This window comes from Priestia sp. FW507-14D1A (assembly GCF_058781295.1).
On the sequence record NZ_JBYSWQ010000001.1, the window covers coordinates 1,235,012 to 1,258,382 of the forward strand.

The window sequence follows — 23,371 nt, forward strand, 5'->3', positions numbered from 1 at the left end:
GGAAGTAATATATTCCACCCGATTCCTTTATTCTTTATACAAGTTTGTTAATACTTGAGACATATCTGATGACAGCAGTGTAAGCAAACTAATCACACGCGCATATTCCATGCGGGTCGGTCCCAGTATAGCAATTGTGCCAAGCTGTTCGTGACCAAAGGAATAACTAGCTGTAATTAAGCTGCACCCTACCATTTCATTCAATTTATTTTCATGACCAATTTTCACATGTATGCCAGCCTCATTTGGGCTTAACAGCTTATAAAACTGCTGTTCATGTTCAATAATGTTAAACAGCCCGCGAATTTTATTAAGATCATGAAATTCCGGCTGAGCAAACATATTCGTTTTGCCGCCAACTACTAATTTGCCATTCATGTTGAGCTTTAATGCATCATTGAGTATATCCATCGTCTGCTCATACCCTTGAATATGGCTTTTTAAGAGTGTCGCTACTTCTTTGTACATTTTATCATGTAAATCAGTAATGCGAACGCCGATGAGCTTTTCGTTTAAAATGTTAACCATTTTTTCAATATCGGAAGGTTGAATACTGCTCGGCAGCGTAATCGTCCGACTTTCAACGTGTCCTGTATCGGTCACAATAATGGCAACAGCTGACTGAGCCGTTAAAGGTAAAATCTGCAGCTGTTTTAACTTATGGCTGACCGCTTTTGGTCCTAGCACAATAGACGTTAAACTCGTTAAATCAGATAAAATTTGCGCTGACTTTTGAACGAGCTGCTCCAGTTCTACAATGCGTTCAGCGAATACCGAACGTACCGTGGAAACGTCGCTTGCTTTCAAGTGCTGCGGGGACACTAGATGATCAACATAATAACGATAACCTTTCTCAGACGGAACGCGCCCTGAAGAAGTATGAGTTTTTTCAATAAATCCAAGTTCTTCTAGGTCTGACATCTCATTGCGAATCGTAGCCGAACTAAAATTAAACTCTTCTTTCTTAGATAATGTTCGAGAGCCTACCGGCTGCGCAGATCGAATGAAATCATCAATAATGACTTGTAAAATTAATAACTGTCGATCAGTAAGCACGCTTCATCACCTCTGTTAGCACTCTAAAACTCTGAGTGCTAAATCTAATAATAAATTACCAAATCACTATAGCGATGTCAACGATTTGATATTAGATTATCCCAATAAAGGCTTGAAAAACTTCATTCCCCAAAAATCGACCGTTGTGTGTTAAAAAGACTGAGCTATTGTCTTCACCCAAAAGTCCTTTCTCTTTGTATTCTTGAATAGGTTCTCCAAATACATCTTTTAATTCTCGATTGAATTTTTTCTTAAACTCCTCTTTTGAGACTCCTTTCGTTTTACGAAGGCCCAAAAACATTTCTTCTTCCATTTTTTCAGCCTCGGTCACGCTCACTTCATTGAGATATGCATTTCCTTTTTGCTCGACCGAATCAATGTACTTTTTTAATGGTCCAATATTTGCTCGTCTTATTCCGTTTATATAGCTATGTGCGCCTGCGCCAATTCCGTAATAATCGTCGTTGTTCCAATAGGTTAGATTATGAATACTCTCGTAGCCTGGCTTTGCGAAATTACTGATTTCATATTGATGAAAACCTTGTTTGTCCATTTCTTTCATAAGCAGCTCATACATAGCTGCTTCTTCTTCTTGAGCAGGCAGAGGCAGTTTCCCTTTGTTCATTAAATTATAAAATACCGTTTTAGGCTCAATAATCAACGAATAGGCAGACATGTGCTCTACCTCTAATGAAAAAGCGGTTTGAAGCGTAGAAGAGAAATCAGCTACCGTTTGTTCCGGCAGGCTATAAATTAAGTCTAAGCTTATATTCGACATTCCAATCTTTCTCGCTTGCTCAACACAATCAAATACCTGTCTATTTGAATGCACACGTCCAATTTTCTCCAATAATCTTTCATTAAACGTTTGTACACCAATGCTTAAACGATTCACGCCATAATCATGAAGAAGCTGAAGTTTTTCTTTCGTCAATTCATTCGGATTCGCTTCAAATGTAAACTCACCTTTTTCGTCATAAGGAAGATACATACGAATGGATTCTAAAAAATACTCTAGCTGCTGTTCATCTAACGCTGTGGGCGTTCCACCCCCAACGAATATCGTGTTTAAATTGGTCGTTGGATAACGTTCGACTGTTTGTTTCATTTCTTCTCGCATGCTTTCCAAATACGGCATAACGGGCTGATTTTTAAAAAACACTTTATTAAAGTCACAATAGTGACAAATATGATGACAAAACGGGATATGCAGATATGCTGCCTTCACCATGGACTTTCACCTCAATCACATTTATAAATGATAAAAATACCGCAGAGTCTCTCTGCGGTATTTTTATCTATGTTCGTTCACACTTATTTACAGCGCTCAAAACTCTTTACTATCGTATCAGATTAGCTTGATTTTCAAAACTAATTTGACATGTTAAATAATAGAATTTCAGCTATTAATCTTCGTCCATGCGAAGCACAGCCATAAATGCTTCCTGCGGTACTTCAACAGAACCGACCTGCTTCATACGTTTTTTACCTTCTTTTTGTTTTTCAAGAAGTTTACGTTTACGAGAGATATCTCCTCCGTAACATTTTGCTAAAACGTTTTTACGAATGGCTTTAATTGTTGAACGCGCCACAATTTTTTGACCGATTGCCGCTTGAATCGGCACTTCGAACTGTTGACGTGGAATAAGCTCTTTAAGCTTTTCTACAATGACTTTACCACGATCGTAAGCCGAATCTCTGTGCACGATAAAGGACAGTGCATCGACCGTTTCGCCGTTTAAGAGAATATCCATCTTCACAAGTTTCGAAGGCTGATATCCGATAAGCTCGTAATCAAACGACGCGTAGCCTTTTGTATTTGATTTTAATTGATCAAAGAAATCATATACAATTTCAGCTAGCGGAATTTCGTATACAATACTCACGCGATTAGCATCCAAGTACTGCATATCAATAAAGTTGCCCCGCTTCTTCTGACAAAGCTCCATCACAGCACCAACATAATCGTTTGGTACCATCATCGTTGCCTTTACATACGGTTCTTCCACGCGTTCAATCTTTTGTGGGTCCGGCATATTAGACGGATTATCTACAGACAGGTGAGTCTCGTCTGTTAAATACACGTCATAAATAACGCTTGGAGCTGTTGTAATTAAATCAATTTTAAATTCGCGCTCAATACGCTCTTGGATAATTTCCATGTGAAGCAACCCTAAGAATCCACATCGGAAACCAAACCCTAAGGCCTGAGACGTCTCTGGTTCAAACTGAAGTGCAGAGTCATTTAGCTCTAACTTTTCTAGTGCTTCACGAAGATCGTTATACTTCGCTGTATCAATTGGATACAGTCCGCAGTATACCATTGGATTCAGACGACGATAACCAGGAAGAGGTTCACTTGCTCCATTTTTAGCAAGAGTAATCGTGTCCCCTACTCGCGTATCTCCAACGTTTTTAATAGCTGCTGTTAAAAAACCTACGTCGCCAACAGAAAGTTCATCTTTAGCAACGGCTTTTGGCGTTAACACACCTAGCTCCGTTACCTCAAACTCTTTTCCTGTTGCCATCATTTTAATTTTGTCGCCTACTTTTACTCGTCCCTGTACAATACGAATAGATGCAACTACACCTCGGTATGCATCATAAAATGAATCAAAGATCAGCGCTTGAAGCGGTGCATCTGGATCCCCTTCAGGAGCAGGAACTTTTTCAACAATTTGTTCTAAAATTTCTTCGATACCAATTCCTGCTTTAGCTGAAGCTAATACAGCTTCCGACGCATCTAATCCAATTACGTCTTCAACTTCTTGGCGCACTCGCTCTGGCTCTGCACTCGGCAGGTCAATCTTATTAATGACAGGTAAAATTTCAAGGTTGTTATCAAGTGCTAAATACACGTTTGCTAATGTTTGAGCTTCAATACCTTGAGCTGCATCTACTACTAGAATAGCACCTTCACACGCGGCTAAACTTCGCGACACTTCATATGTAAAATCGACGTGTCCCGGTGTATCAATTAGATGAAAAGTATACTCTTCTCCATCTTTTGCTTTGTATTGAAGCTGCACAGCATTTAATTTTATGGTAATTCCACGTTCACGTTCTAAATCCATCGAATCTAAAAGCTGAGCTTTCATTTCTCGCTGTGTTAACGCATTTGTTTTTTCTAAAATACGGTCTGCTAATGTTGACTTACCGTGGTCTATATGAGCAATAATCGAAAAGTTTCTAATTTTCGATTGTCGTTTCAATCTTGCTTCTCTATCCATATTTTTTTCACTCCTACTGAAAATCGGCAAAATACACTAAACTAAATTATAACAACACATTCGTCAACATTCAATAAGCATTCCATTGGGGATTTTTCCATACAAAAAAGCAGAAAGAAATTCTGCTTTTAATTAAGAAGATGATGGATAGCCTTAAAAGCTTTTCCTATTGTACTTTTCACGCCTTCCGCTAGACTTTGACCTAGCGAGGAGAAAAAGTTAAAAGCCTTTCGTTTTTCTAGAAACTGCTGTTTTTCATCAATATTCACGACTTTTTTTGAACCTAAAACTGCAGCTTCCACCTGACCATCTGACGTTTTAGACACATTAATAACATGTTCAATCGAAGGATCATTATATCCCTTCATTTTAATCAATCCTTGCTGAGCCGTCTGCATCCCTAAAAATACGACGCACAGTAAAAAAATGGTTAGCACTACTGATTTTAAAGTGAATTTAATCATATTATTAGGCCCCTTACTTCTTTATCTTCTGTAGTACTAACCATTATGACTATATTGTGAAGAACTCATTCATCTAAAAGCGTATTAATGAGTATATGCTCCAAAGTTCTCTTGATCCACTTCATGATGCAAAGCAGCGTTAAGTCCTCCTGCAACTACATTAGCCATATCTTCAATAAACATATCCACTTCTTTTGGCGTAACCATCAAATTATGACCTAAAGGTGCAAGCACTTCATGAATAAGACGTCTTTTTTCTTCATCAGGAAGGGTGCCAATCATCCCGAGATACGTTTGACGCTGCTCTTCATTGGGTAAGTCATCCTCCGTGAGCTTCTTTTTTTCTCCAAACGTCATACCGGACGGAAGCAGCGACTTAGACGGCTTTCCCTGCTCTTTCATTTCTCGGCCGAAATGTTTTAAGATAAAGTCAATTGTATCGCTTGTAATGGAAACAGCATCCACTACCGTTGGAATACCTATTGCAATAACTGGAATGCCAAGTGTTTCATAACTGATTTCTTTGCGCTTGTTTCCAACCCCAGACCCCGGGTGAATACCTGAATCTGAAATTTGAATGGTAGCATTTACCCGTTCAATCGAACGAGCGGCCAGCGCATCGATTGCAATGATAAAATCTGGATTCACTTTCTTTACAACGCCAAAGATAATATCACTTGTCTCAATACCCGTCATTCCCATTACTCCCGGAACAATGGCGCTAACGGGTCTAAAGCCATCTTGCACGCTTTCAGGCTGTAGCTCAAACAAATGTCTTGTAATCAACAAATTATCTACTGCCTTTGGTCCAAGCGCATCTGGTGTAACACTTAAGTTTCCAAGACCCACTACAAGACAGCTAGCATCATCTGGAATGTTGAGGCTTTTAATAAAAAAATTCAGCTCTTTAGCAAATACTTCTTCCATGGCCTCTTGCTTTTCAGTATCCTGCTCGCGAATACCTACCGATTCAAGGGTTACATATCGGCCTTTTTTCTTACCGATTGCTTCTGCGCCTTCTTCCGTAATTTCTACCATTGAAATTTTGACACCTTGTTCTTCTTTTTCTTTTACAATTACGCCTTTGATTTCTGACTGGTTATTCGGTTTAGGCTGGTTTTCTAACGCTATGTCTTTTGCTTCGACAGCTAAATCCGTGCGCACGCTATATTGACTTAAATCAAGTTCTTTTTCCACTTCTTAACCTCCTAGACAATCTTTGTTGGAATTATTGTCACCGAGGACTGGCAGATTCATGCATTTAAGAAATGAAAAGTGGAAAGAAAGGCGCAATATCAGCTACAAGCTTTTGAAGAGAGGTCTGTCATATAAAATTCCTTGTCAAGGCTATTGCATTCTGTCCTTGTGTTTGATAAAATATCTTTTGTTCTTATTGTGAAGAATGTCGAGTTCTATATAATCTCGATTGTTATCATTTCGGGAGGTGAAACGGATGCCAAACATTAAATCAGCTATCAAACGTGTAAAAACTACTGAAGCTCGCCGTGCTCATAACATTCAAGCTAAATCAGCTATGCGTACTGCAATCAAAAACTTTGAAGCTTTAGTTGAAAACAACGATGTAGATAACGCAAAAGCAGCATTTGCTGTTGCTTCTAAAAAATTAGACAAAGCTGCACAATCTGGTATTATCCACAAAAATGCTGCAGCTCGTCAAAAATCTCGCTTAGCAGTAAAACTTAACGGTTTATCTGCATAATTGAGACAAAAACGATCCCATTAGGATCGTTTTTTTATTGCGCTCTTTTTAATAAAAACAGCTGTAAAATAAGCGCTTTATCCATTTTCCCCGTCTTCATTTCATAATCTGCCTCTGCTAAATCCTTTAAAATTTCTTTAAGCTGCTGTTCCTCAAAACTTCTGCTCTGCTGCAAAGCAATTTTCACACGAAACGGATGTACCTTAATCGTTTGAGCAATTTGCTGCTGACCGTACCCTTGACTAGACAGCTGCTTCGTATGATAAATCAAGCGAAACTGCGTCGCTAACAAAGATAAAATTTTAATAGGCTCTTCGTTATTACGCAGTAAATCCTGATACATATTTAAAGCAGTAGAAACCTTTCGCTGAATAACAGCGTCAATAAGCGTAAATACATTTTGTTCAAGCGTTTTTGCCACAAGCTTAAGCACAACTTCTTTTGTAATAACTCCGCCTTGTCCAACGTATAACACCATTTTTTCAATTTCATTTGTCACAAGCGTTACATTAAGACCCACAAGCTGAATAAGGAGAGTCACAGCATCTTCATCCATATTCACTCCATCTTTTGAAAGTAAATTACGAATCCACTGCTTCATTTCTTTTTCACCAAATTCGTTCGCTTCGATGTAAGCTGCTTGTTTTTTTAATAATTTTGTTATTTTTTTTCTTTCATCCAGCTTTTCATAAGGAGCTAGCAGAATTAACGTTGAAAAAGACGGGGGCTGCTCCACATATTGCTGAAGTTTTGCTAGATCATGCTCTACTTTATCTTTCGATTTTTCAGCCGTTAAAAATGCTGCATTTTTCGCAACGACTACACGCTTGTCTCCTAAAAAAGGAAGCGTTTCAGCATCTTCTAGAACTTGATCAATCGATGTTTCTTCTAAATCGTATAGTGACAAGTTAAATTCTTTATCTTCTTCATTCAACGTATAGTCGACGATTTTATCTCTAATCTTTTTACTCATAAATGCATTGACCCCGTGTATTAAGTAAACGGGGGCTATATTATTTTTGGTAATACTTTTTAAGCTATCAACTGCCAACGTATATACGCTCCTCTTTTTTATTCATCTATATTGATTATGTATAGTTACTGATAAACAAAATACAATTTCTATCGTAAAGGTGTTATGAGTTTTTGGCAACAATACAAAAGGAATTGCCTTAAAACGACAATTCCTCAGTTTATGATAAACATTAACAATATAAGCCCTAGGTTACTTATTTGTTAATGATTAAACCCTTATCTCTATTTTCTCCTCATGCTCGTAAAGTATAGTTGTTAACTGTTGTCAGTTTGTGAAAACGCTTTTAAATTGTCTAGATTTTTTAAAAAAGTTAGACTATACTGTAAACAGGAGGGGTGTTAATGAACCAATTTGAAGAAAGTGTCCAAAGTAAACGCAACGACGCTGTCGATTCTGCCGTAGGATTTGGTGTTTCATTTGGCTTTTTCACTGCCTTATTTGTTATTGCAACTGTGATTCACTACTTGGGTTCGTAAAATTGCTTCAAGGCTGCTTCTTAGCAGTCTTTTTTAGTTCGTTTTTCTTACTATAGACTATGGAAGTTGCTTTGAAAACGTTCCTGACTTTTTTGTAAATTCATACATTACTCCACCATCTTCATCCGTTCGATAAATATACACCCCGCAGCTTTTCAGAAGCTCTAATATTTCTTGATGAGGATGACCATAACGATTTTTTTGTCCCGCTGAAACAAGCGCTACTTTAGGATTTAAATGTTGAACAAACTCTTCTGAAGTTGAGGTTTTACTGCCATGGTGCCCAACTTTTAATACATCTACTTTAAGATTTGGAAAGTCTTTCAATATTCTTTGTTCTCCTTCCTTTTCTAAATCTCCGGTGAATAGCCATCTTAAATTTCCTAACTTAGCGTCTATTACAATCGAGCCGTTATTGCTCGTTTCTTCGAAACTTGTTGGAGAAATAATCTGAAATAACACACCTCCATCTTGCCAGCCATCTCCTTGCTGAACAATGTGAACAGGTACGCTTTGTTTTTGAGCAGCGATTACCAAACCAGTCTCTACCTCATTTAATTCAGCTTTTTCTCCAAGCACCAGCTCTCCTACAGCCACTTGTGAAAATAAATGCTGTGCCGCCCCTGCGTGATCATAATCACCATGTGTGATAATCATTTTATCGACCCTTGTTATTCCTTTTGAATGCAAAAACGGAACAAGTACGTCTTCTCCCACGTCAAAAGAAGAACGGCGTTTTTGCCATGGTTCTTTTGGAAATGAAACCGTTCCTCCGGTATCGATCATATACACACCTTTTCGATAAGGAAGCTCAATGATAAAGCAGTCTCCTTGTCCTACATCGACCATTGTGACCGTTCCTTTTGGATTCAAATAAGGATACATACATTGGGCGGCTAACAATGCCAGGAGAAGAAACATATAGCGAACGAAAAATTGCCCTTCTTCGACCGCCACAAATAAAGCATAAATGCATACGTACATGCCCAAAAACAGCACAATGTGGGGCTTTCCTGTTACAAAATCAGCGGGAATCCACTCAAAAAAGCCAAGCAATTTTTCACAAACAAGTAAAAGAACATGAAGAATTTGCTCCAGCAGTTCACTCACTCCCGGCAAGGGGATATGAACAAAAAGAATGAGCAAACAAAGAGGTAATATAACAAGAGAAAACAGAGGTACAAACACCATATTTAATGGCAAACTGAGGAGAGATACTCCATAAAAATAGTACAGCAGTAAAGGAAGTGAACTGATTTGTGCAATCGCTGAAACAGCCATGAGCTGGCTGAAAGAAGAATGAAAACGGGGTAAAATCGTCTGACTCGATAAAATCAATGCAAAACTAACGGCAAAAGAAAGCTGAAATCCTACATCAAATAAATAGTACGGCTTAAAAAGCAGCATGGCCATAAAAGCAAGGCTGATGCTATCAACTAAAAGAATTTTTCTTTGTATTTTTATCGATATAAGCATCAGCATACTCATAAAAACAGCTCGGACAACTGAAGCGCTGCCACCAGCCAAAACCATGTATACAGGAAGAAGCAAAAGTAAAAGCGTAATGGCTCGCTCGCGCGTTATTCCAATCCGAATGAGCAAATAAAAACACATTGCTGTCAGCAGTCCAACATGAAGACCTGATATGGCAAGCAAGTGTATTAAACCAAATTGCTGATAGCGCTTGATACTCTCTTCTTCGATGCCGGTGCGCTCGCCGTAAATTAGTGCCTGCATAAACCCAGCGCCTGGATCCGACATATTTTGTTGAATATAATTAATTCCTTTTTGACGAATAAAGGTAAGGTACGTAAGTGGAGTTAGAGTGGGGAGCTGGCATTTTACCAAATCAAGTCTCTTAACGTTAAGCTGCCAATGAATAGACTGATGGTACAAATATTGCTGATAATCAAATGCATGAAGGTTGCGGGCGGGTGAAGGAGAAGTTAATTGCCCCGCTAGTTGACAAACTTGATGAATCGTTAGCTTTTCGAGCTGCTGTTTCTCTTCCAACGTTTTTAGTTTATAAAAAGCCATGACCTCTTCATTTTGAACCGTAAACTTAAAAGTAAGCTTGTCGCCGTCACTATGCGGCACAGATGAAATTTCGCCTGTAAAAGAAGAAGATTCAGCTAAAAGAACCGTTTTGTTATGCTTATTTGTCTCAGCTAATAGGTAGACGCACAAGACACTCAACAGTGCAGAAGCAATAACCACTTTCCTCGGACATTGTAGCCATTGAAAAATGAAAAGCACGATTAGCAAAAACAGGCTTACAGCAGAATAATTATCATATACATATAAAGCTATCATCATGCTAAAAGCACAGTAAATATAATATCCTTTCACTTTTAGCTCCTTTCTTCTTAAAAGAAAGAGGCTTCTTACTGTTACATAGTAAAAAACCTCTTTCACCTTTAATTTGCCGTAAATAAAGCGAGAGCTTCACGCTGTAAATTCATCACTTCTGCTTCGTCCGCTCCGCTTTTTTCTAAACGAGCGAGAACATCCGTCACAAATTGAAGCTTCTCTTTACTTTTTAAGTCAATGACTGCTTCATCAAGTTCAACTTTTGCTGTTTTCACTCCCGCCTGTTGAAATAACTCAACAGCATACGGGTGATTTTTGTAATCATTAGCGTAATATACTGTTTTAATTCCCGCTTGAATAAGGGCTTTACAGCAGTTTAAACACGGAAAATGCGTGACGTATACTTCCGCATCTTCTGTTTTCACACCAAACTTAGCACACTGCAAGAGTGCATTCACTTCTGCATGGACAGTTCTTACACAGTGTCCATCAATCACATAACAACCTTCGTCAGCACAATGCACGCCTCCGCTGATCGAGCCGTTGTATCCTCCAGCTATAATACGTTTATCACGCACCACTGTAGCCCCAACAGCCAGACGTTCACAAGTGCTTCTTAAAGCTAGCAAATGGCTTTGTGCCATAAAATATTGATCCCATGAAATCCGGTTCATCTCATTCCCTACCTTTTTATTTAAAACTGAATAATTATCATTATACTTGTCTCTTTCATAGTGTAGCGTTTCTTTTCCTTTTTCGTCAATAAGTCTCTACTGTACCGTAATTTGAGCTTTGATTTTTTCTAGCGACTTCTCGCCAATACCTGATACTTGCCCCAAATCCTCTACTGTTTGAAATAAGCCATTTTCCTCTCGATATGAAATGATGGCACTCGCTTTTGAAGGTCCAATGCCATTTAACGTTTGCAGTTCATCAGTGTTCGCTGTATTGATATTAACAAGGGGCTGATCGTTTGAAGTTCCTGAGGAAGAGATTGAAGAAACAGGAGATGAAGGGGGGATTTCTTCTCCAGCAGCTGGAATGTAAACTGCCATTTCATCTTGTAGCTTGCTAGCTAAATTGAGCTGTCTTAAGTCCGCTTCTTTCGTAGCGCCTCCGGCTTGTGCTAGAGCATCTTTTACCCTTGCATCTTTCGGAAGCTGGTATACACCAGGCTTCTGAACAGCTCCTTTAATATCCACCATAACAAACGGAGAATCTTGGCTCGAAATTACTTGATCAGACGACTCTCCTTTTTTTGCAGCAGAAGATTCTGCCCTTATCATATCTGAGGTTTGAAGAGAACTTTCCGGTTTCTCTCCACCTGTGCGATAGATATAAAAAGCCAAGCCAACTGCTAAGCAAATACACCCGATTAGCCAGTGTTTTTTTGAAAAAGTCAAATTGTACACTCCTTTGAATTTTGAAGTAACGTCATAAATTCCATTATGTCTTCATAGTGTTTAGAAGAAAAGGCTTTTGAAGGAGGGAATGAATCAGTGAACATAGGGTTTATCGGAACAGGAAACATGGGGAAAATATTAATTGATGCGTTTATTGAATCAAAAGCCGTACGTCCTTCTAAAATTACTATTATGAATCGCACAAAAAAAAGAGCCAAAGAGATTCAACAGCAGCATAAAAAAATTCATGTTGCTGATACAGCTGAAGAAGTTGTTCACGCATCCAAAGTCATTTTTATTTGTGTTAAGCCATTGGATATTCACCCCCTTTTAATAAAATTAGAACCACTGCTGACGAAAGATCATTGCATTGTATCCATTACCAGTCCAATTAGCGTAGAACAAATCGAACGCCTCATTCCGAGTCAAGCAGCTAGAATTATCCCTAGCATTACGAATCGGGCATTAGCAGGTGTTTCTCTTTTCACGTTTGGAGAAAGATGTACGCCTTTTTACCAAAATTATTTACATGAATTATTTTCATCTATGTCAAAGCCTGTGGCTATTGATCAAACGATTACGCGCGTATCATCCGATATCGTAAGCTGCGGTCCTGCATTCTTCAGCTTTTTGCTTCAACGCTTTATTGATGCAGCAGTTCAAGAAACAAATATTTCTGAAGAAGAAGCTACCGTCATGGCCAGTGATATGATTATTGGAATGGGAAAACTGTTGGAAAAAGAAATATTTACGCTTCCTACCTTGCAGGATAAAGTATGCGTAAAAGGCGGTGTAACCGGAGAAGGTATTAAAGTTTTAGAAGCTGAACTCGGAGAGATGTTTGTGCACGTATTTCAAAAAACACATGAAAAATTTGACGAAGACATTGAGCTTGTTCACAATCAGTTTGATAGTCTTATTCCATAATTTCTGTAGAAATCCTGCTTTGAAACAAAAAAAGAAGCCTCTACTCGGCTTCTTTTTTTTGCGCAGAGAAAAAGATGCGCTCACTGTTTGAAGTAGGCTCACTCATTTTGAAATCTGCACTTACTTCTATATTTATAAAACCAGCTTCGCCCAGCCAAGATTGATAACGGTCAATCGACCAAGTGCGCTGAGCATGCACCTCATCAAAGCGATGATATGCATCCATTTCTTCATCATAAGCAAAAAACGTAATATCATGCTCTACGCGCATGTCTGTATCGTCATAGGTGCAGTTCCAAATATATGACACGTCTTCATCAACGTAAGAAAAAGATTGATTTCCAAATACGTCCTTCATCTTGTGCACTGAATGAACATCAAATACAAAGAGCCCACCTGGTTTTAAGTGCTTATATACACGTTGAATGGTTTCTTGAACTTCTTTATCACTTTGCAAATAGTTCAAAGAATCACAAAAGATTACTACACAGTCGAACTCTTTCAATAACTCAAGTTCCGCCATGTTTTGCTGAAAAAGAGATAGCGTTACCCCTGCTTCTGCCGCCTTTTCCTGGGCTACCATAAGCATATCATCAGACAAATCAACGCCTACTACGGAGAAACCTTCTTGTGCAAATCGAACGGAGAGTTCCCCCGTGCCGCAGGCAAGGTCTAATATACTGTCAGGCTTTGTTTTCGCTTTTGCCACCTGCTGATTAAAAAATTCAGCCCAATCGTCATACGGAACGTCTGCCATTAGCTGATCATATACGTAGGCAAATTCTCCGTACCTGCTCATAGCTGTAGCTCTTCTGAACTTACAAATGGTGCATCTCCCCATAAGCGTTCTAAGTTATAATATCCGCGCTCATCTTTATGGAAAATGTGAACCACAACATCTCCAAGATCAACAAGAACCCACTTAGCCTGCTCAAATCCTTCTAAACGCTTCACAGAAATGCCTTGTTCGTGTGCTTTTTCTTTAATTTCACGAGCGATTGCCTGCACTTGTTTATCTGAGTTACCGTGACAAATAACAAAATAATCTGCCACAAGTGAGATTCCTTCCATATTTAACGCTACGATATCGATTGCTTTTTTATCGTCTGCTGCTTCTACAACAAGAGATAGCAATTCACGTTCAGTCATGTGTTTGACCTCCTAAGATTAAATCATTATATGTCATCATCGTATCGGGATAAACGGCCTGATGTTTAGTCATTAAAAAAGAAATGGTGTTTTTCAGTGATTGAATAAGTGCTGCATTTAAGTCCGTTTTAGCTAACTCCCGCACTTCATCAACACCTGGAAATCTCCTTCCGGGTTCAATGTAATCAGCAACGTACACAATTTTTTCAAGTAACGTCATGCCAGGTCTTCCGGATGTATGGTAAGCAATTGCATCCAATACTTCCTTATCCGTAATCCCTACTTCATTTCTCACTAAAAACGCGCCTACTGGAGCATGCCATAATTCGGTATTGTATTCCAATAAAGAAGGGTTCATGTTTTGATCAATAATAATTTGCTTCATCTCTTCCTTTGGACGAAACTTGGCATAGTCATGAAAAATAGCAGCCAGTTCTGCTTTTTTTTCGTCTGCTTCAAAACGCTTAGCTAATTCAATTGCTGTTTCCATTACCCCGACAGTATGAATATAACGACGTTCTGTTAACTGTTTCTTTACGATTGCTAATGCCTCAGTTCGATTCATATAATTGATTCTCCTCGATATATTGTTTAACACCAGCAGGTATAAAATAACGAATGGTTTCTTTCTTTACTACTCGTTCGCGAATAAAGGAAGAGGAGACATCAAACTGCGGAACTTCTACTTCTTTTATCGGGTAAGGGGACGTAATGGTATACCCCGGGCGTTTTACACCTACAAATGTAACCAAATTGACTAATTCATCAATTTCATACCACTTCGGCAAATATTCTACCATATCAGCACCAATGATGAAATGAAACTGATACGTTGGATATTTCTCCGTTAGTATTCTCATCGTATCATATGTATATGAAGGCTCTTTGCGCTCAAATTCAATCGGCTGCAGGATAAATTGATCATGTTCTTCAATAGCTAGCTTTAGCATTTGTAAACGATGATATGGCTCAATAGGCTCTTTGATTGTTTTATGAGGTGGAATATACGACGGCATGAACCATATCTCATCTAATTTCAAGGCATGCAAAACCTCATTTGCCATCATTAAATGCCCCAAATGAGGCGGATTGAATGTTCCACCTAAAATTCCAATACTCTTCAACAATCCCCGACTCCTTTAATTTACTTCATTTTTAAATAGAGCGGGTTTCCCCGCTCTATTTCATTTCACTTTTGGAAGCATTAACTGCTTATTTTCGCGTGATTCTTTATATAATACAATTGTATTTCCAATCACTTGTACAAGCTCTGCTTTTGTTCCTTTTGTTAATCGAGCAGCAACCGTGTCACGATCTTCGTCACAGTTTTGCAGAATGCTTACTTTTAATAATTCTCTTGCTTCTAATGCATCAGCAATTTGACCAATCATATTCTCGTTGACTCCACCTTTTCCTACTTGGAAAATTGGATTTAAATGATGTGCTTTTGAACGTAAAAAACGTTTTTGTTTACCTGTTAACATAAAAACCTCCGTTGTATCTTATCTCTTAGTTAGTGTTGAAAGAACAATGTGTTCCATTGCCTCTTCGTCAGGACGGACATTCGTCCACTTTTCAAATGCAAGTGCACCTTGCAGTACAAACATACCGACACCGTTATGAGTGCCTGCCCCTTTTGCTTCAGCCTCTTTTAAAAGCTTTGTTTTTAAAGGGTTGTAAATAATATCGCTGACTACGGCTTCTTTTTGCAAGAAAGTAAGTGCTAAAGGCAGCTCATCAACATTAGGATACATTCCCACTGAAGTGGTATTAATAATAATATCAAATGTATCTAATTGTTTTTCTGCATCAGAAATAGACATCGCCGCCGTTTTCGTCGAAAAAGGCAGCTCGTTAGCTAATACAGCTGCTTTTTCGACGGTACGATTGCATATCGCAATTACGTCGGGAGCATGCTGAGCTGCAATTGTATAAAAAATAGCTTTTGCAGCCCCTCCAGCTCCAATAATTAAAATTCTTTTTTGGGATAAGCTTCCTTCTACTGCTTTGAGTAAAGACGTCACATACCCCTCTCCGTCGGTATTGTATCCAATATAACGGCCATCTTGATTAACAACTGTATTTACAGCGCCAATTGCCTTTGCTAATGGATCGACTTCATCCAAATGCTTCATAATATCAACTTTATAAGGAATCGTGACATTAAATCCTTGAATGTTTTTATCTTTTAGCTCTCCAATGGCTGACTCAAAATGAACAGGTTCAATTGGAAAAGCTTCATAATGAGCATCCATATTCAGACGTTTAAAGGCATCATTTTGCATCAATGGCGATAGTGAATGCCCAAGCGGATAACCAACTAGCCCATATAATGTACTCAAGATTTTTTCCCCTTTTTGTTTAAATTAAAGAATCGCGCACAAATACGCCGACTCCTTTTGGTGCATGCGCCACAACTTTTGAACCTGACTCATTAACCGTCACCCAGCCAAGCCCTGAAAAAACAATATCCGTTTTTTCATTTTTTATTGTAAATTCATGTGCAACCAGTTCAGGAAACTCATCCATTTGCTCTGGGCGCGGCGGCTGAAGCAGTTCACCTGCTTGCTTTTCATACAACTCATCTGCTTTTTCAAGCTTCGTACGATGGATATGCAAATCGTTCGATACATAACATGTTAATGACTTGCGGCCTCCCTGTACATAATCTAAGCGCGCCAGTCCTCCAAAGTATAACGTTTGCCCTTCATTTAGCTGATAAACCTTCGGCTTTATTTCTTTTTTAGGAGAAATTAACTTTAAGTCGCGTTTATCTACATAGTGAGCCATTTGATGGTGATTAATAATGCCAGGCGTATCATATAAAGACGCGCCGTTATCAAGCGGGATATCAATCATATCCAGCGTTGTACCCGGATATTGAGATGTAGTAATAATATCTTTTTCTCCCGTTACTTCTTTAATAATGGCATTAATAAATGTTGATTTACCAACGTTTGTACATCCCACAACATATACATCTTTACCTTCGCGGTAATGTTCAATAGCTTCGGCAATTTCGCGAATTCCTTGTCCTTTTTGCGCGCTCATAAGGAACACATCCACTGATTTTAGCCCAAGCTCTTTCGCTTCTCGCTTCATCCAATGAATGAGTTTATTTTTCTTTATAGACTTTGGCAGTAAATCTGCTTTATTTCCCACTAAAAGAACCTTGTTATTTCCAACAAATCGATGCAAACCAGGTAACCAGCTGCCGTTAAAGTCAAAGATATCTACAACTTTTACAACCAAACCGTCCGTTTGACCAATTCCATTTAAGATTTTTAAAAAATCATCGTCTGTTAAGGAAACATCTTGTACTTCATTATAATGCTTCAAGCGAAAGCATCGCTGGCAAATAATAGCTTCTTTTTCTAGTGCTGATTTTGGAGCATAGCCAAGTTCATCCGGTCGTTCTGTTTGAATCTCCACTCCGCATCCTACGCACTGTAATTTTTCTTCACTCACGTTTTAATCCTCCCAGTTAATCATACCTTTTCGTTTCATCCAACCTAGAATTCTTCGTTCCATTTTACGGTTAAATTTCGTTACAAATCCATCTGTTTGCGCAACTGGTACAACCAAAACTGTATATACGCCGAGACGATTTCCTCCTAATACATCCGTTAAAAGCTGGTCGCCAATCACTACAACCTCATCTTTTTGCAGCTCCATATCACGAAGAGCTCTCCTAAATGCTTTACGCATCGGTTTGCGTGCTTTATATACAAATGGAAGTCCAACTGGATCTGAAAACAGCTTGACTCGTTTCTCCACATTATTCGATACAATCGTAATTTTAATTCCACTATCTTTCATTAACTGAAACCACTCAATTAATTCCGGAGTGGCATCAGGGCGATCCCATTCCACCAACGTGTTATCTAAGTCGGTAATAATTCCTTTTATTCCGCGCTCTTTCAAATCGTCTGGCTTAATTTGAAACACGTTTTTCACATGTTCATTTGGTAAAAAAAGTTTCAACACGTATCATGCACCTCGAATATATAGTTACATACTAAAATTAACGCCGTCTATCATTATAACGACTTCTTGTTATTTTCCAACCTAAAATTTTATTCTCTTCAAAAACAGGTCTTTTCTTAGTATAAAGGATATGCCTTGTGAATGCTTTAACTTTATACAGAAAGTTATTGACAAAAGGTAGCAAACCTCTATTTGTTCGTGGGCTTACGATATATTCACTCTCTGCAAACTTAAAATAAAAAATAGTGCAGAAAACGTTTATTACTTATCAAATAGGGTAAGTGGTAAACAAATTCTGTTAAAAGTTTTCGACAAAAAATGATAAGCCTAATTATGTGGATAAGTTTATACACATTATCCTCTGTTATAGTTCAGCAATTAATGGTAATTATAAACAACATACCCACACTTTATCCACCGAAAGCTGTGGATAACAGAACGATTGTTCCTTTATTTGATTCATGTTAGATTATAAATAAGGAATTTATTAGCATTTAAATATAACTTTTTAGGATATTTATTTTAGTAGGAGGTGGCGGCAATCTTATGAGAAAATTATCAGATGAGCTGCTTATTGAATCATACAGCAAAGCAACCGAACTGCAATTAAGCCCTGATTTTATAAAATTAATTGAAGAGGAAATTGAAAGAAGATCATTAAAGATTAACATACAAATTCCTTCTTAACGAATAAAAGAGCCTTCTTAATAAAAGAAAGCTGCATCTTCATTTATCTATCTACTCTTTTATTATATAGGCTCTATTTTTTCAAATGAGCAATTGGTTCTCCATACTTTATATAAGAACCTGAGTGAACGTTAGAATCAAAAGTGATTGAGTTCTTCTCAAATAATAAAATGACGGTCGAACCAAACGTGAAGTAAGCCATTTCTTCCCCTTTTTCGACTACTTCTTTTTTAGAAACCGCTTCAATGCTGTTGATAAACATGGCTCCTACTTTTACCATCAGCATGTGACCATTTTCAAACGTTAACTCCGTGAGCTTCCGGAAATTTTTCACCAGCGGTTCTTTCCCGTACTTGATTCCTAATGAATTTACTGGATAAGACTTTTGTCCAACGGTCCACGTATTCCCCACTTGGGCTTTAAGAGGACTGTGAATGCGATGATAGTCTTTCGGACTAAGATAGAGAATAATAAACTGTCCCTCTATATATTTTTCAAGAATGAGATCATTTGAAACCATTTCCTGTATAGAATAGGGTTTGTTTTTTACAATCATTTCTTTTTGAGGCGTAATGACTCCATATGCTTCTATCTTTGCATCTACAGGACTGACAACGCTGTCTTTCTGCTGATCGACCGGACGGGCAGAAGGATTCAAACGGCGAATAAATAGCTCGTGTAAGTTTTGATAGTGATGCAGAGGCTTGTCCATTTCTTCTTTATTTACTTTAAAAACTTTTGTATAGGAGGGTATAACAAACCGACTCCATTTAGAGAAAGTGAATTTTCGAATGAGCTTCGATGATCCTTGGTGATTCGTAAGCTCAATAAACGTTCGATACAGGTGCTGCAACAATAATTTTACCTCCACATACTGAATAGTTCTTTACTAGAATAAGGTTTGCGTCTACAATGAAATTACCATTATTTTTACCTTTAGTTCATTCCATCCTTTAAAGGAGTGAGGAAATTGTTTTTATTAGACTATCTAGATCATACAATTAAAAAGCTGAGATCCCAAGCGGCAAACTCCTTAACGATTGTTAATTTAAGTTTAGGAAGCTTTGCTATTTTATTTGTCATGAAAAATGAATTGAACTTAAGTTTATTACTAATTTTTTTAGCAGCGTTAGCAGACCGATTCGACGGCATGGTAGCCAGAAAGCTGCAAATTGAATCTGAACTTGGAAAACAACTGGACTCCATGTGCGATATTATATCATTTGGCATCGCTCCAGCTCTACTACTTTATCAAAGTATTTTGTCTCACTTTGGTGCTGCAGGTTCAATTGTTACCATCTGTTACATTGCTTGCGGAGCACTTCGTCTTGCCCGCTTTAACATCACAGAAAATACTGGGTATTTTACAGGGCTCCCTATTACCGCAGCAGGTTGTTTATTAACTCTTAGCTACTTGGGCGTCCCTTATTTGCCTTCACACTTTTATATGTTTTTAATTATCGTACTCGCTTGCTTGATGATTAGTACTTTCAAGCTAAAAAAAGTATAGAGCTCCATTTACTTTTACAGAGGAATATTATCATCTTGCTTCTTTTCTTAATTATAGAATAAATCATCTTCTTTAAGAAACAAAGCGAAAATTCCTTAAGAATTCTTAAAAATGAATGGTTCTATTCGGTAGGATATGTCATCTAAAAAAACTCATGCGCATGCATGAGTTTTTTTAATACCAGCAGCTAAAAAACCAATAGAAGCTTCCGAAAATTAATAACAGGACAAACAGAACAATCAACAATCCAAGTCCCCAGCCGAAGCCTCCTCCACATGGGTATGCTGGATAATTAGGATAACAGCAGCCTCCGTAACCGTACATACTCTCCCTCCTTACACTATGAACTACTACTAGCGTATGTACATACTTTTTCTCTGTATAGGCTGTTAACTATCTCTAAAGAAAAATCTGTGGACTTTTTCAAACTCTCTTGTCCCCGGGAGGAATTTTAAACGTACAGGCAAAGACATCCTTCTTTTTACATATAGTGTAATGTTAGTCTCTCACAGGTTGATATCCCCTTATGGAGGTGAAGAGATGTCTGCATTATTTACCGCACTAGGCTATTTCTTTAAAGAATTGGTTTTCCTTGTTTCCTACGTAAAAAACAATGCGTTTCCTCAACCCTTGTCTGCTGCTGAAGAAAAGAGATATTTATCTTTAATGGAACAAGGAGACCAAGAAGCGCGAAACCTTCTTATTGAACACAATCTCCGACTCGTTGCGCATATTGTTAAAAAGTTTGAAAATACGGGAGAGGATGCGGAGGATTTAATTTCAATTGGGACAATCGGTTTAATTAAAGCAATCGAAAGTTATTCGCAAGGAAAAGGAACAAAATTAGCTACTTACGCCGCACGCTGTATTGAAAATGAAATATTGATGCACTTGCGAGCGCTCAAAAAAACAAAAAAAGATGTGTCGCTGCATGATCCAATTGGCCAGGATAAAGAAGGAAATGAAATCAGTTTGATTGATGTATTAAAATCAGAATCAGACGATGTAATTGATATGATTCAACTAAATATGGAATTAGAAAAAATAAAAGAATACATCGATATCCTCGATGATCGAGAAAAGGAAGTAATTGTTGGCCGCTTCGGTTTGGATCTGCAGGATGAAAAAACCCAGCGAGAAATTGCAAAGGAATTAAATATTTCAAGAAGTTACGTTTCGCGAATTGAAAAGCGAGCGCTGATGAAAATGTTTCACGAATTTTACAGAGCCGAAAAAGAGAAAAAAAAGAGCGGAAAGAAGGATAATTAATCCTTCTTTCCGCTCTTTTTTAAAATAGTTTCCAAATAATAATCCGTAGCAAACACATCATTACTCCCCCTACTAATCATTTAGGTGGAATCTTTCTCCACAAGCAGCCATACAACGATATATCCTTTTTGATTAATCATCATTCATCCACTCCTTTCCACTGTTCAAATTAGAAATGACGATAAAACTCATACTTGCGGTCTTTTATTTCTTCTTCTAATTGTCTTACATACTGTTCATGCTTAATTTCTTCCTCTGAGTATTGACGGGACTTTATGGTAATAGTTAAAAAGAAAATGTTCAGTGTCATTACAATCACCTCCTTATACACAAAAAAGCCACAGTAATGCATAAGCATCCTGTGGCTGAAAAATAATAAAAACCACAGGGATACTATTCGCACCTGTGGTGAATTAACGTGTTTTAATGATCAAGGTAAGAAAGTTACTTGATACAGGAACACGGCCGAATAGTATACGTATATAGACGATTTTTGGACATAGTTGAAGCTGGATGATCCATAACTGATAAACGTCTTAACATATGACTCGACCTCCTTTTAATAAAGTATTTTCCTTACAATGGTAATTATATCCACGGACTCACAAAAAGTAAACTGTTTTTTTGAAAAATAGGGAATTTTTTTATTTCTTTAACCCTCATAAAAAAAAAGACGATGTATGATCGCCTTTTTATATCTATTATTCTTTTTCTTTCATTAGTTCTTTTTTCAGTTTTTTAGTTTGATAACTAAAATAAAAGGCAAGGGCGGCAAAAAGAATAACGATCGCTTCCATTATTCCAAGCTGCATATCACTTTTTTCACCTTGGCCAATCATAACACCAATGTACAAGAATGTACTTACGGCTAGAAGGACGTAAATAAAGCGGCTGTAATCTTCAATTTTTGCTTTGATGTGTTGAGCTTTCATACAATCACCTTCTCAGTAGAATGTTATAACTCTACTTTATCATAGATCTATAGGTCTACGAAAATCCTATTTTTACCACCCTTATTTCAATGCCTCTTCTAAGTCTTCAATTAAATCTTCTACATCTTCAAGACCTACAGAAATACGAATTAATCCCTCTGTAATTCCTAGCTCTTTACGTCGGTCGCTCGGTATAGAAGCGTGAGTCATTTTGGCAGGAATGGAAATGAGGCTTTCAATGGCTCCTAAACTTTCTGCTAATGTAAAGTACTTCACTTTGCTCAGTACTTCTTCCGCTTTTTCTTCGCTTCCCACATCAAAAGAAACCATTCCCCCAAAACCTCTTGCCTGCTTTTTAGCAATGAGGTGGTTTGGATGGGTTTTTAATCCTGGATAATATACTTTTGTAACAGCAGGATGGGCAAGTAAAAATTCTACTATTTTCCCAGTGTTGAATTCATGTTCTTCCATTCGTATTCCTAATGTTTTAACCCCTCTCATTAAAAGCCAAGAATCTTGGGGTCCTAAAATGCCTCCAGTCGCATTTTGAATAAAATGAAGGTCTTCTGCCAATTTAGGCGAATTCACAACGGCTAGCCCTGCTACAACGTCACTGTGGCCGCCTAGATACTTAGTTGCACTGTGCAGAACAATATCCGCTCCTTTTTCGATAGGATTTTGCCAATACGGGGTACTGAATGTGTTATCAACGATGGTAAGTAAATGATGCTGTTTAGCTACTGAAGAAGCCTGCTGCAAGTCAGTTATTTTTAGGAGAGGATTTGTGGGAGTCTCGATATAAATAGCTTTTGTGTTGGGGCGAATTTCTTTCTTAATATTTTCGATGTCACTTGTATCAATAAAACTAGCTTCAATGCCAATACGGCTCAGTACTTTTGTAATCACTCTGTACGTTCCTCCGTATACGTCATCTGTAATTAACACATGATCTCCGCTGTTAAACAGCATGAATACAGCAGTAGTAGCTGCCATACCAGATCCAAACGCAAACCCAGCATACCCTCCTTCAATTTCTTTAATAAGTTCTTCTAAGGCGTGTCGTGTAGGGTTACCGGTTCTCGAATACTCGTATCCCGTATGTTTTCCAGCTCCCTCTTGTTTGTAAGTGCTCACTTGATAAATAGGAACAGAGACAGCACCCGTCTGTTCATCGCCAACAATTCCGCCATGAATCAACTGTGTTTTACGTTTCAT

Annotated in this window: 28 protein-coding genes; 6 read left to right on the plus strand and 22 right to left on the minus strand. The window is 38.0% G+C overall.

All coding sequences use genetic code 11. From position 1 onward, the window contains the following. Window positions 1-27: 27 nt before the first annotated feature. The 5 genes from hrcA to gpr all read right to left on the minus strand — a co-directional run bounded on the left by hrcA (window position 28) and on the right by gpr (window position 5,947). Entirely contained in the window at window positions 28-1,056 is a 1,029-nt protein-coding gene (gene hrcA, locus AC3WJG_RS06860; RefSeq protein WP_013059244.1) for a heat-inducible transcriptional repressor HrcA, read from the minus strand. A gap of 91 nt (window positions 1,057-1,147) precedes the next feature. Further along, window positions 1,148-2,287: a radical SAM family heme chaperone HemW gene (hemW, locus tag AC3WJG_RS06865; RefSeq protein ID WP_028410616.1), complete on the minus strand. Its 1,140-nt coding sequence runs from the start codon at window positions 2,285-2,287 to the stop codon at window positions 1,148-1,150. 175 nt (window positions 2,288-2,462) lie between these two features. Further along, entirely contained in the window at window positions 2,463-4,286 is a 1,824-nt protein-coding gene (gene lepA / locus AC3WJG_RS06870) for a translation elongation factor 4 (protein ID WP_013059246.1), read from the minus strand. A 128-nt stretch (window positions 4,287-4,414) separates the two neighbouring features. Continuing rightward, window positions 4,415-4,750, minus strand: a complete 336-nt coding sequence (locus AC3WJG_RS06875; protein WP_014458177.1) for a DUF3679 domain-containing protein — start codon at window positions 4,748-4,750, stop codon at window positions 4,415-4,417. An 84-nt stretch (window positions 4,751-4,834) separates the two neighbouring features. After that, a complete protein-coding gene (gpr, locus tag AC3WJG_RS06880; RefSeq protein WP_013059248.1) occupies window positions 4,835-5,947 on the minus strand; it encodes a GPR endopeptidase in 1,113 nt (370 codons plus the stop codon). 256 nt (window positions 5,948-6,203) lie between these two features. On the opposite strand from gpr, the gene rpsT reads away from it, so the two are divergent. Continuing rightward, the gene (gene rpsT / locus AC3WJG_RS06885; RefSeq protein WP_013059249.1) at window positions 6,204-6,470 is read left to right on the plus strand and encodes a 30S ribosomal protein S20; all 267 of its coding nucleotides are present in this window, start codon (window positions 6,204-6,206) and stop codon (window positions 6,468-6,470) included. A 34-nt stretch (window positions 6,471-6,504) separates the two neighbouring features. Here rpsT and holA read toward each other — a convergent pair whose 3' ends face one another. Further along, a complete protein-coding gene (gene holA / locus AC3WJG_RS06890; RefSeq protein WP_102812657.1) occupies window positions 6,505-7,521 on the minus strand; it encodes a DNA polymerase III subunit delta in 1,017 nt (338 codons plus the stop codon). A gap of 326 nt (window positions 7,522-7,847) precedes the next feature. Here holA and AC3WJG_RS06895 point away from each other — a divergent pair, with 326 nt between their 5' ends. Next, window positions 7,848-7,982, plus strand: a complete 135-nt coding sequence (locus AC3WJG_RS06895; RefSeq protein WP_013059251.1) for a YqzM family protein — start codon at window positions 7,848-7,850, stop codon at window positions 7,980-7,982. Between the two features lie 57 nt (window positions 7,983-8,039). On the opposite strand, the gene AC3WJG_RS06900 is transcribed toward AC3WJG_RS06895, so the two are convergent. From AC3WJG_RS06900 to AC3WJG_RS06910, 3 genes are all read right to left on the minus strand, one after another. After that, window positions 8,040-10,331: a DNA internalization-related competence protein ComEC/Rec2 gene (locus AC3WJG_RS06900; RefSeq protein WP_492588069.1), complete on the minus strand. Its 2,292-nt coding sequence runs from the start codon at window positions 10,329-10,331 to the stop codon at window positions 8,040-8,042. A gap of 68 nt (window positions 10,332-10,399) precedes the next feature. After that, window positions 10,400-10,966, minus strand: a complete 567-nt coding sequence (locus tag AC3WJG_RS06905) for a ComE operon protein 2 (RefSeq protein WP_014458174.1) — start codon at window positions 10,964-10,966, stop codon at window positions 10,400-10,402. 96 nt (window positions 10,967-11,062) lie between these two features. Beyond that, a complete protein-coding gene (locus AC3WJG_RS06910; protein ID WP_028410612.1) occupies window positions 11,063-11,695 on the minus strand; it encodes a helix-hairpin-helix domain-containing protein in 633 nt (210 codons plus the stop codon). A 96-nt stretch (window positions 11,696-11,791) separates the two neighbouring features. Here AC3WJG_RS06910 and comER point away from each other — a divergent pair, with 96 nt between their 5' ends. Continuing rightward, entirely contained in the window at window positions 11,792-12,622 is an 831-nt protein-coding gene (gene comER / locus AC3WJG_RS06915) for a late competence protein ComER (protein ID WP_025750559.1), read from the plus strand. A gap of 40 nt (window positions 12,623-12,662) precedes the next feature. Here comER and AC3WJG_RS06920 read toward each other — a convergent pair whose 3' ends face one another. From AC3WJG_RS06920 to AC3WJG_RS06955, 8 genes are read right to left on the minus strand one after another with little or no spacing between them, the layout of a single operon-like run. Next, window positions 12,663-13,421, minus strand: a complete 759-nt coding sequence (locus tag AC3WJG_RS06920; RefSeq protein ID WP_102812658.1) for a class I SAM-dependent DNA methyltransferase — start codon at window positions 13,419-13,421, stop codon at window positions 12,663-12,665. Next, window positions 13,418-13,771 (minus strand): ribosome silencing factor, encoded by a 354-nt coding sequence (gene rsfS, locus AC3WJG_RS06925; protein ID WP_013085071.1) that lies wholly within the window; start codon window positions 13,769-13,771, stop codon window positions 13,418-13,420. Before rsfS ends, AC3WJG_RS06920 begins: the two co-directional genes overlap by 4 nt. Then, window positions 13,764-14,336: a bis(5'-nucleosyl)-tetraphosphatase (symmetrical) YqeK gene (gene yqeK / locus AC3WJG_RS06930; protein ID WP_028410610.1), complete on the minus strand. Its 573-nt coding sequence runs from the start codon at window positions 14,334-14,336 to the stop codon at window positions 13,764-13,766. The genes rsfS and yqeK overlap by 8 nt, the downstream gene beginning before the upstream one ends. Continuing rightward, the gene (locus AC3WJG_RS06935; RefSeq protein WP_028410609.1) at window positions 14,323-14,895 is read right to left on the minus strand and encodes a nicotinate-nucleotide adenylyltransferase; all 573 of its coding nucleotides are present in this window, start codon (window positions 14,893-14,895) and stop codon (window positions 14,323-14,325) included. Before AC3WJG_RS06935 ends, yqeK begins: the two co-directional genes overlap by 14 nt. A gap of 60 nt (window positions 14,896-14,955) precedes the next feature. Beyond that, window positions 14,956-15,255, minus strand: coding sequence for a ribosome assembly RNA-binding protein YhbY (yhbY, locus tag AC3WJG_RS06940; protein ID WP_013059260.1), 300 nt, complete (start codon window positions 15,253-15,255; stop codon window positions 14,956-14,958). 18 nt (window positions 15,256-15,273) lie between these two features. Then, window positions 15,274-16,113, minus strand: a complete 840-nt coding sequence (gene aroE / locus AC3WJG_RS06945; protein WP_028410608.1) for a shikimate dehydrogenase — start codon at window positions 16,111-16,113, stop codon at window positions 15,274-15,276. 19 nt (window positions 16,114-16,132) lie between these two features. Then, complete coding sequence (yqeH, locus tag AC3WJG_RS06950; protein ID WP_013059262.1) at window positions 16,133-17,239, minus strand: ribosome biogenesis GTPase YqeH; 1,107 nt, start codon at window positions 17,237-17,239, stop codon at window positions 16,133-16,135. Window positions 17,240-17,242: 3 nt separating this feature from the next. Beyond that, window positions 17,243-17,755: a YqeG family HAD IIIA-type phosphatase gene (locus AC3WJG_RS06955; RefSeq protein WP_013059263.1), complete on the minus strand. Its 513-nt coding sequence runs from the start codon at window positions 17,753-17,755 to the stop codon at window positions 17,243-17,245. A 549-nt stretch (window positions 17,756-18,304) separates the two neighbouring features. On the opposite strand from AC3WJG_RS06955, the gene AC3WJG_RS06960 reads away from it, so the two are divergent. Next, window positions 18,305-18,445 carry a sporulation histidine kinase inhibitor Sda gene (locus AC3WJG_RS06960; protein ID WP_028410607.1) on the plus strand — a complete coding sequence of 47 codons (141 nt, stop codon included), beginning with the start codon at window positions 18,305-18,307 and terminating at the stop codon, window positions 18,443-18,445. Window positions 18,446-18,518: 73 nt separating this feature from the next. Here AC3WJG_RS06960 and AC3WJG_RS06965 read toward each other — a convergent pair whose 3' ends face one another. After that, window positions 18,519-19,301, minus strand: coding sequence for a phosphatidylserine decarboxylase (locus AC3WJG_RS06965; protein ID WP_337133912.1), 783 nt, complete (start codon window positions 19,299-19,301; stop codon window positions 18,519-18,521). A 114-nt stretch (window positions 19,302-19,415) separates the two neighbouring features. Between AC3WJG_RS06965 and pssA the strand changes: the two genes are divergently transcribed. Continuing rightward, window positions 19,416-19,955: a CDP-diacylglycerol--serine O-phosphatidyltransferase gene (gene pssA / locus AC3WJG_RS06970; protein ID WP_013059266.1), complete on the plus strand. Its 540-nt coding sequence runs from the start codon at window positions 19,416-19,418 to the stop codon at window positions 19,953-19,955. A 174-nt stretch (window positions 19,956-20,129) separates the two neighbouring features. Here pssA and AC3WJG_RS06975 read toward each other — a convergent pair whose 3' ends face one another. Further along, entirely contained in the window at window positions 20,130-20,279 is a 150-nt protein-coding gene (locus AC3WJG_RS06975; RefSeq protein WP_013085077.1) for a hypothetical protein, read from the minus strand. A 216-nt stretch (window positions 20,280-20,495) separates the two neighbouring features. Here AC3WJG_RS06975 and sigK point away from each other — a divergent pair, with 216 nt between their 5' ends. Next, window positions 20,496-21,224 (plus strand): RNA polymerase sporulation sigma factor SigK, encoded by a 729-nt coding sequence (sigK, locus tag AC3WJG_RS06980; protein ID WP_028410605.1) that lies wholly within the window; start codon window positions 20,496-20,498, stop codon window positions 21,222-21,224. 169 nt (window positions 21,225-21,393) lie between these two features. Here sigK and AC3WJG_RS06985 read toward each other — a convergent pair whose 3' ends face one another. From AC3WJG_RS06985 to AC3WJG_RS06995, 3 genes are all read right to left on the minus strand, one after another. Beyond that, on the minus strand, window positions 21,394-21,534 hold the full coding sequence (locus tag AC3WJG_RS06985) for a YrzI family small protein (protein WP_014458165.1): 141 nt from the start codon (window positions 21,532-21,534) through the stop codon (window positions 21,394-21,396). 391 nt (window positions 21,535-21,925) lie between these two features. After that, window positions 21,926-22,156, minus strand: coding sequence for a YrhC family protein (locus AC3WJG_RS06990; protein WP_013059270.1), 231 nt, complete (start codon window positions 22,154-22,156; stop codon window positions 21,926-21,928). A gap of 81 nt (window positions 22,157-22,237) precedes the next feature. Continuing rightward, entirely contained in the window at window positions 22,238-23,371 is a 1,134-nt protein-coding gene (locus tag AC3WJG_RS06995; RefSeq protein WP_060745433.1) for a bifunctional cystathionine gamma-lyase/homocysteine desulfhydrase, read from the minus strand.

Coding starts and splice junctions, on each gene's coding strand:
- hemW (WP_028410616.1), bottom strand. CDS start 2,287: ATGGTGAAGGCAGCATATCTGCATATCCCGTTTTGTCATCATATTTGT.
- lepA (WP_013059246.1), bottom strand. CDS start 4,286: ATGGATAGAGAAGCAAGATTGAAACGACAATCGAAAATTAGAAACTTT.
- AC3WJG_RS06875 (WP_014458177.1), bottom strand. CDS start 4,750: ATGATTAAATTCACTTTAAAATCAGTAGTGCTAACCATTTTTTTACTG.
- rpsT (WP_013059249.1), top strand. CDS start 6,204: ATGCCAAACATTAAATCAGCTATCAAACGTGTAAAAACTACTGAAGCT.
- AC3WJG_RS06895 (WP_013059251.1), top strand. CDS start 7,848: ATGAACCAATTTGAAGAAAGTGTCCAAAGTAAACGCAACGACGCTGTC.
- AC3WJG_RS06905 (WP_014458174.1), bottom strand. CDS start 10,966: ATGAACCGGATTTCATGGGATCAATATTTTATGGCACAAAGCCATTTG.
- AC3WJG_RS06920 (WP_102812658.1), bottom strand. CDS start 13,421: ATGAGCAGGTACGGAGAATTTGCCTACGTATATGATCAGCTAATGGCA.
- rsfS (WP_013085071.1), bottom strand. CDS start 13,771: ATGACTGAACGTGAATTGCTATCTCTTGTTGTAGAAGCAGCAGACGAT.
- yqeK (WP_028410610.1), bottom strand. CDS start 14,336: ATGAATCGAACTGAGGCATTAGCAATCGTAAAGAAACAGTTAACAGAA.
- yhbY (WP_013059260.1), bottom strand. CDS start 15,255: ATGTTAACAGGTAAACAAAAACGTTTTTTACGTTCAAAAGCACATCAT.
- AC3WJG_RS06960 (WP_028410607.1), top strand. CDS start 18,305: ATGAGAAAATTATCAGATGAGCTGCTTATTGAATCATACAGCAAAGCA.
- AC3WJG_RS06975 (WP_013085077.1), bottom strand. CDS start 20,279: ATGTACGGTTACGGAGGCTGCTGTTATCCTAATTATCCAGCATACCCA.
- sigK (WP_028410605.1), top strand. CDS start 20,496: ATGTCTGCATTATTTACCGCACTAGGCTATTTCTTTAAAGAATTGGTT.
- AC3WJG_RS06985 (WP_014458165.1), bottom strand. CDS start 21,534: ATGACACTGAACATTTTCTTTTTAACTATTACCATAAAGTCCCGTCAA.
- AC3WJG_RS06990 (WP_013059270.1), bottom strand. CDS start 22,156: ATGAAAGCTCAACACATCAAAGCAAAAATTGAAGATTACAGCCGCTTT.
- AC3WJG_RS06995 (WP_060745433.1), bottom strand. CDS start 23,371: ATGAAACGTAAAACACAGTTGATTCATGGCGGAATTGTTGGCGATGAA.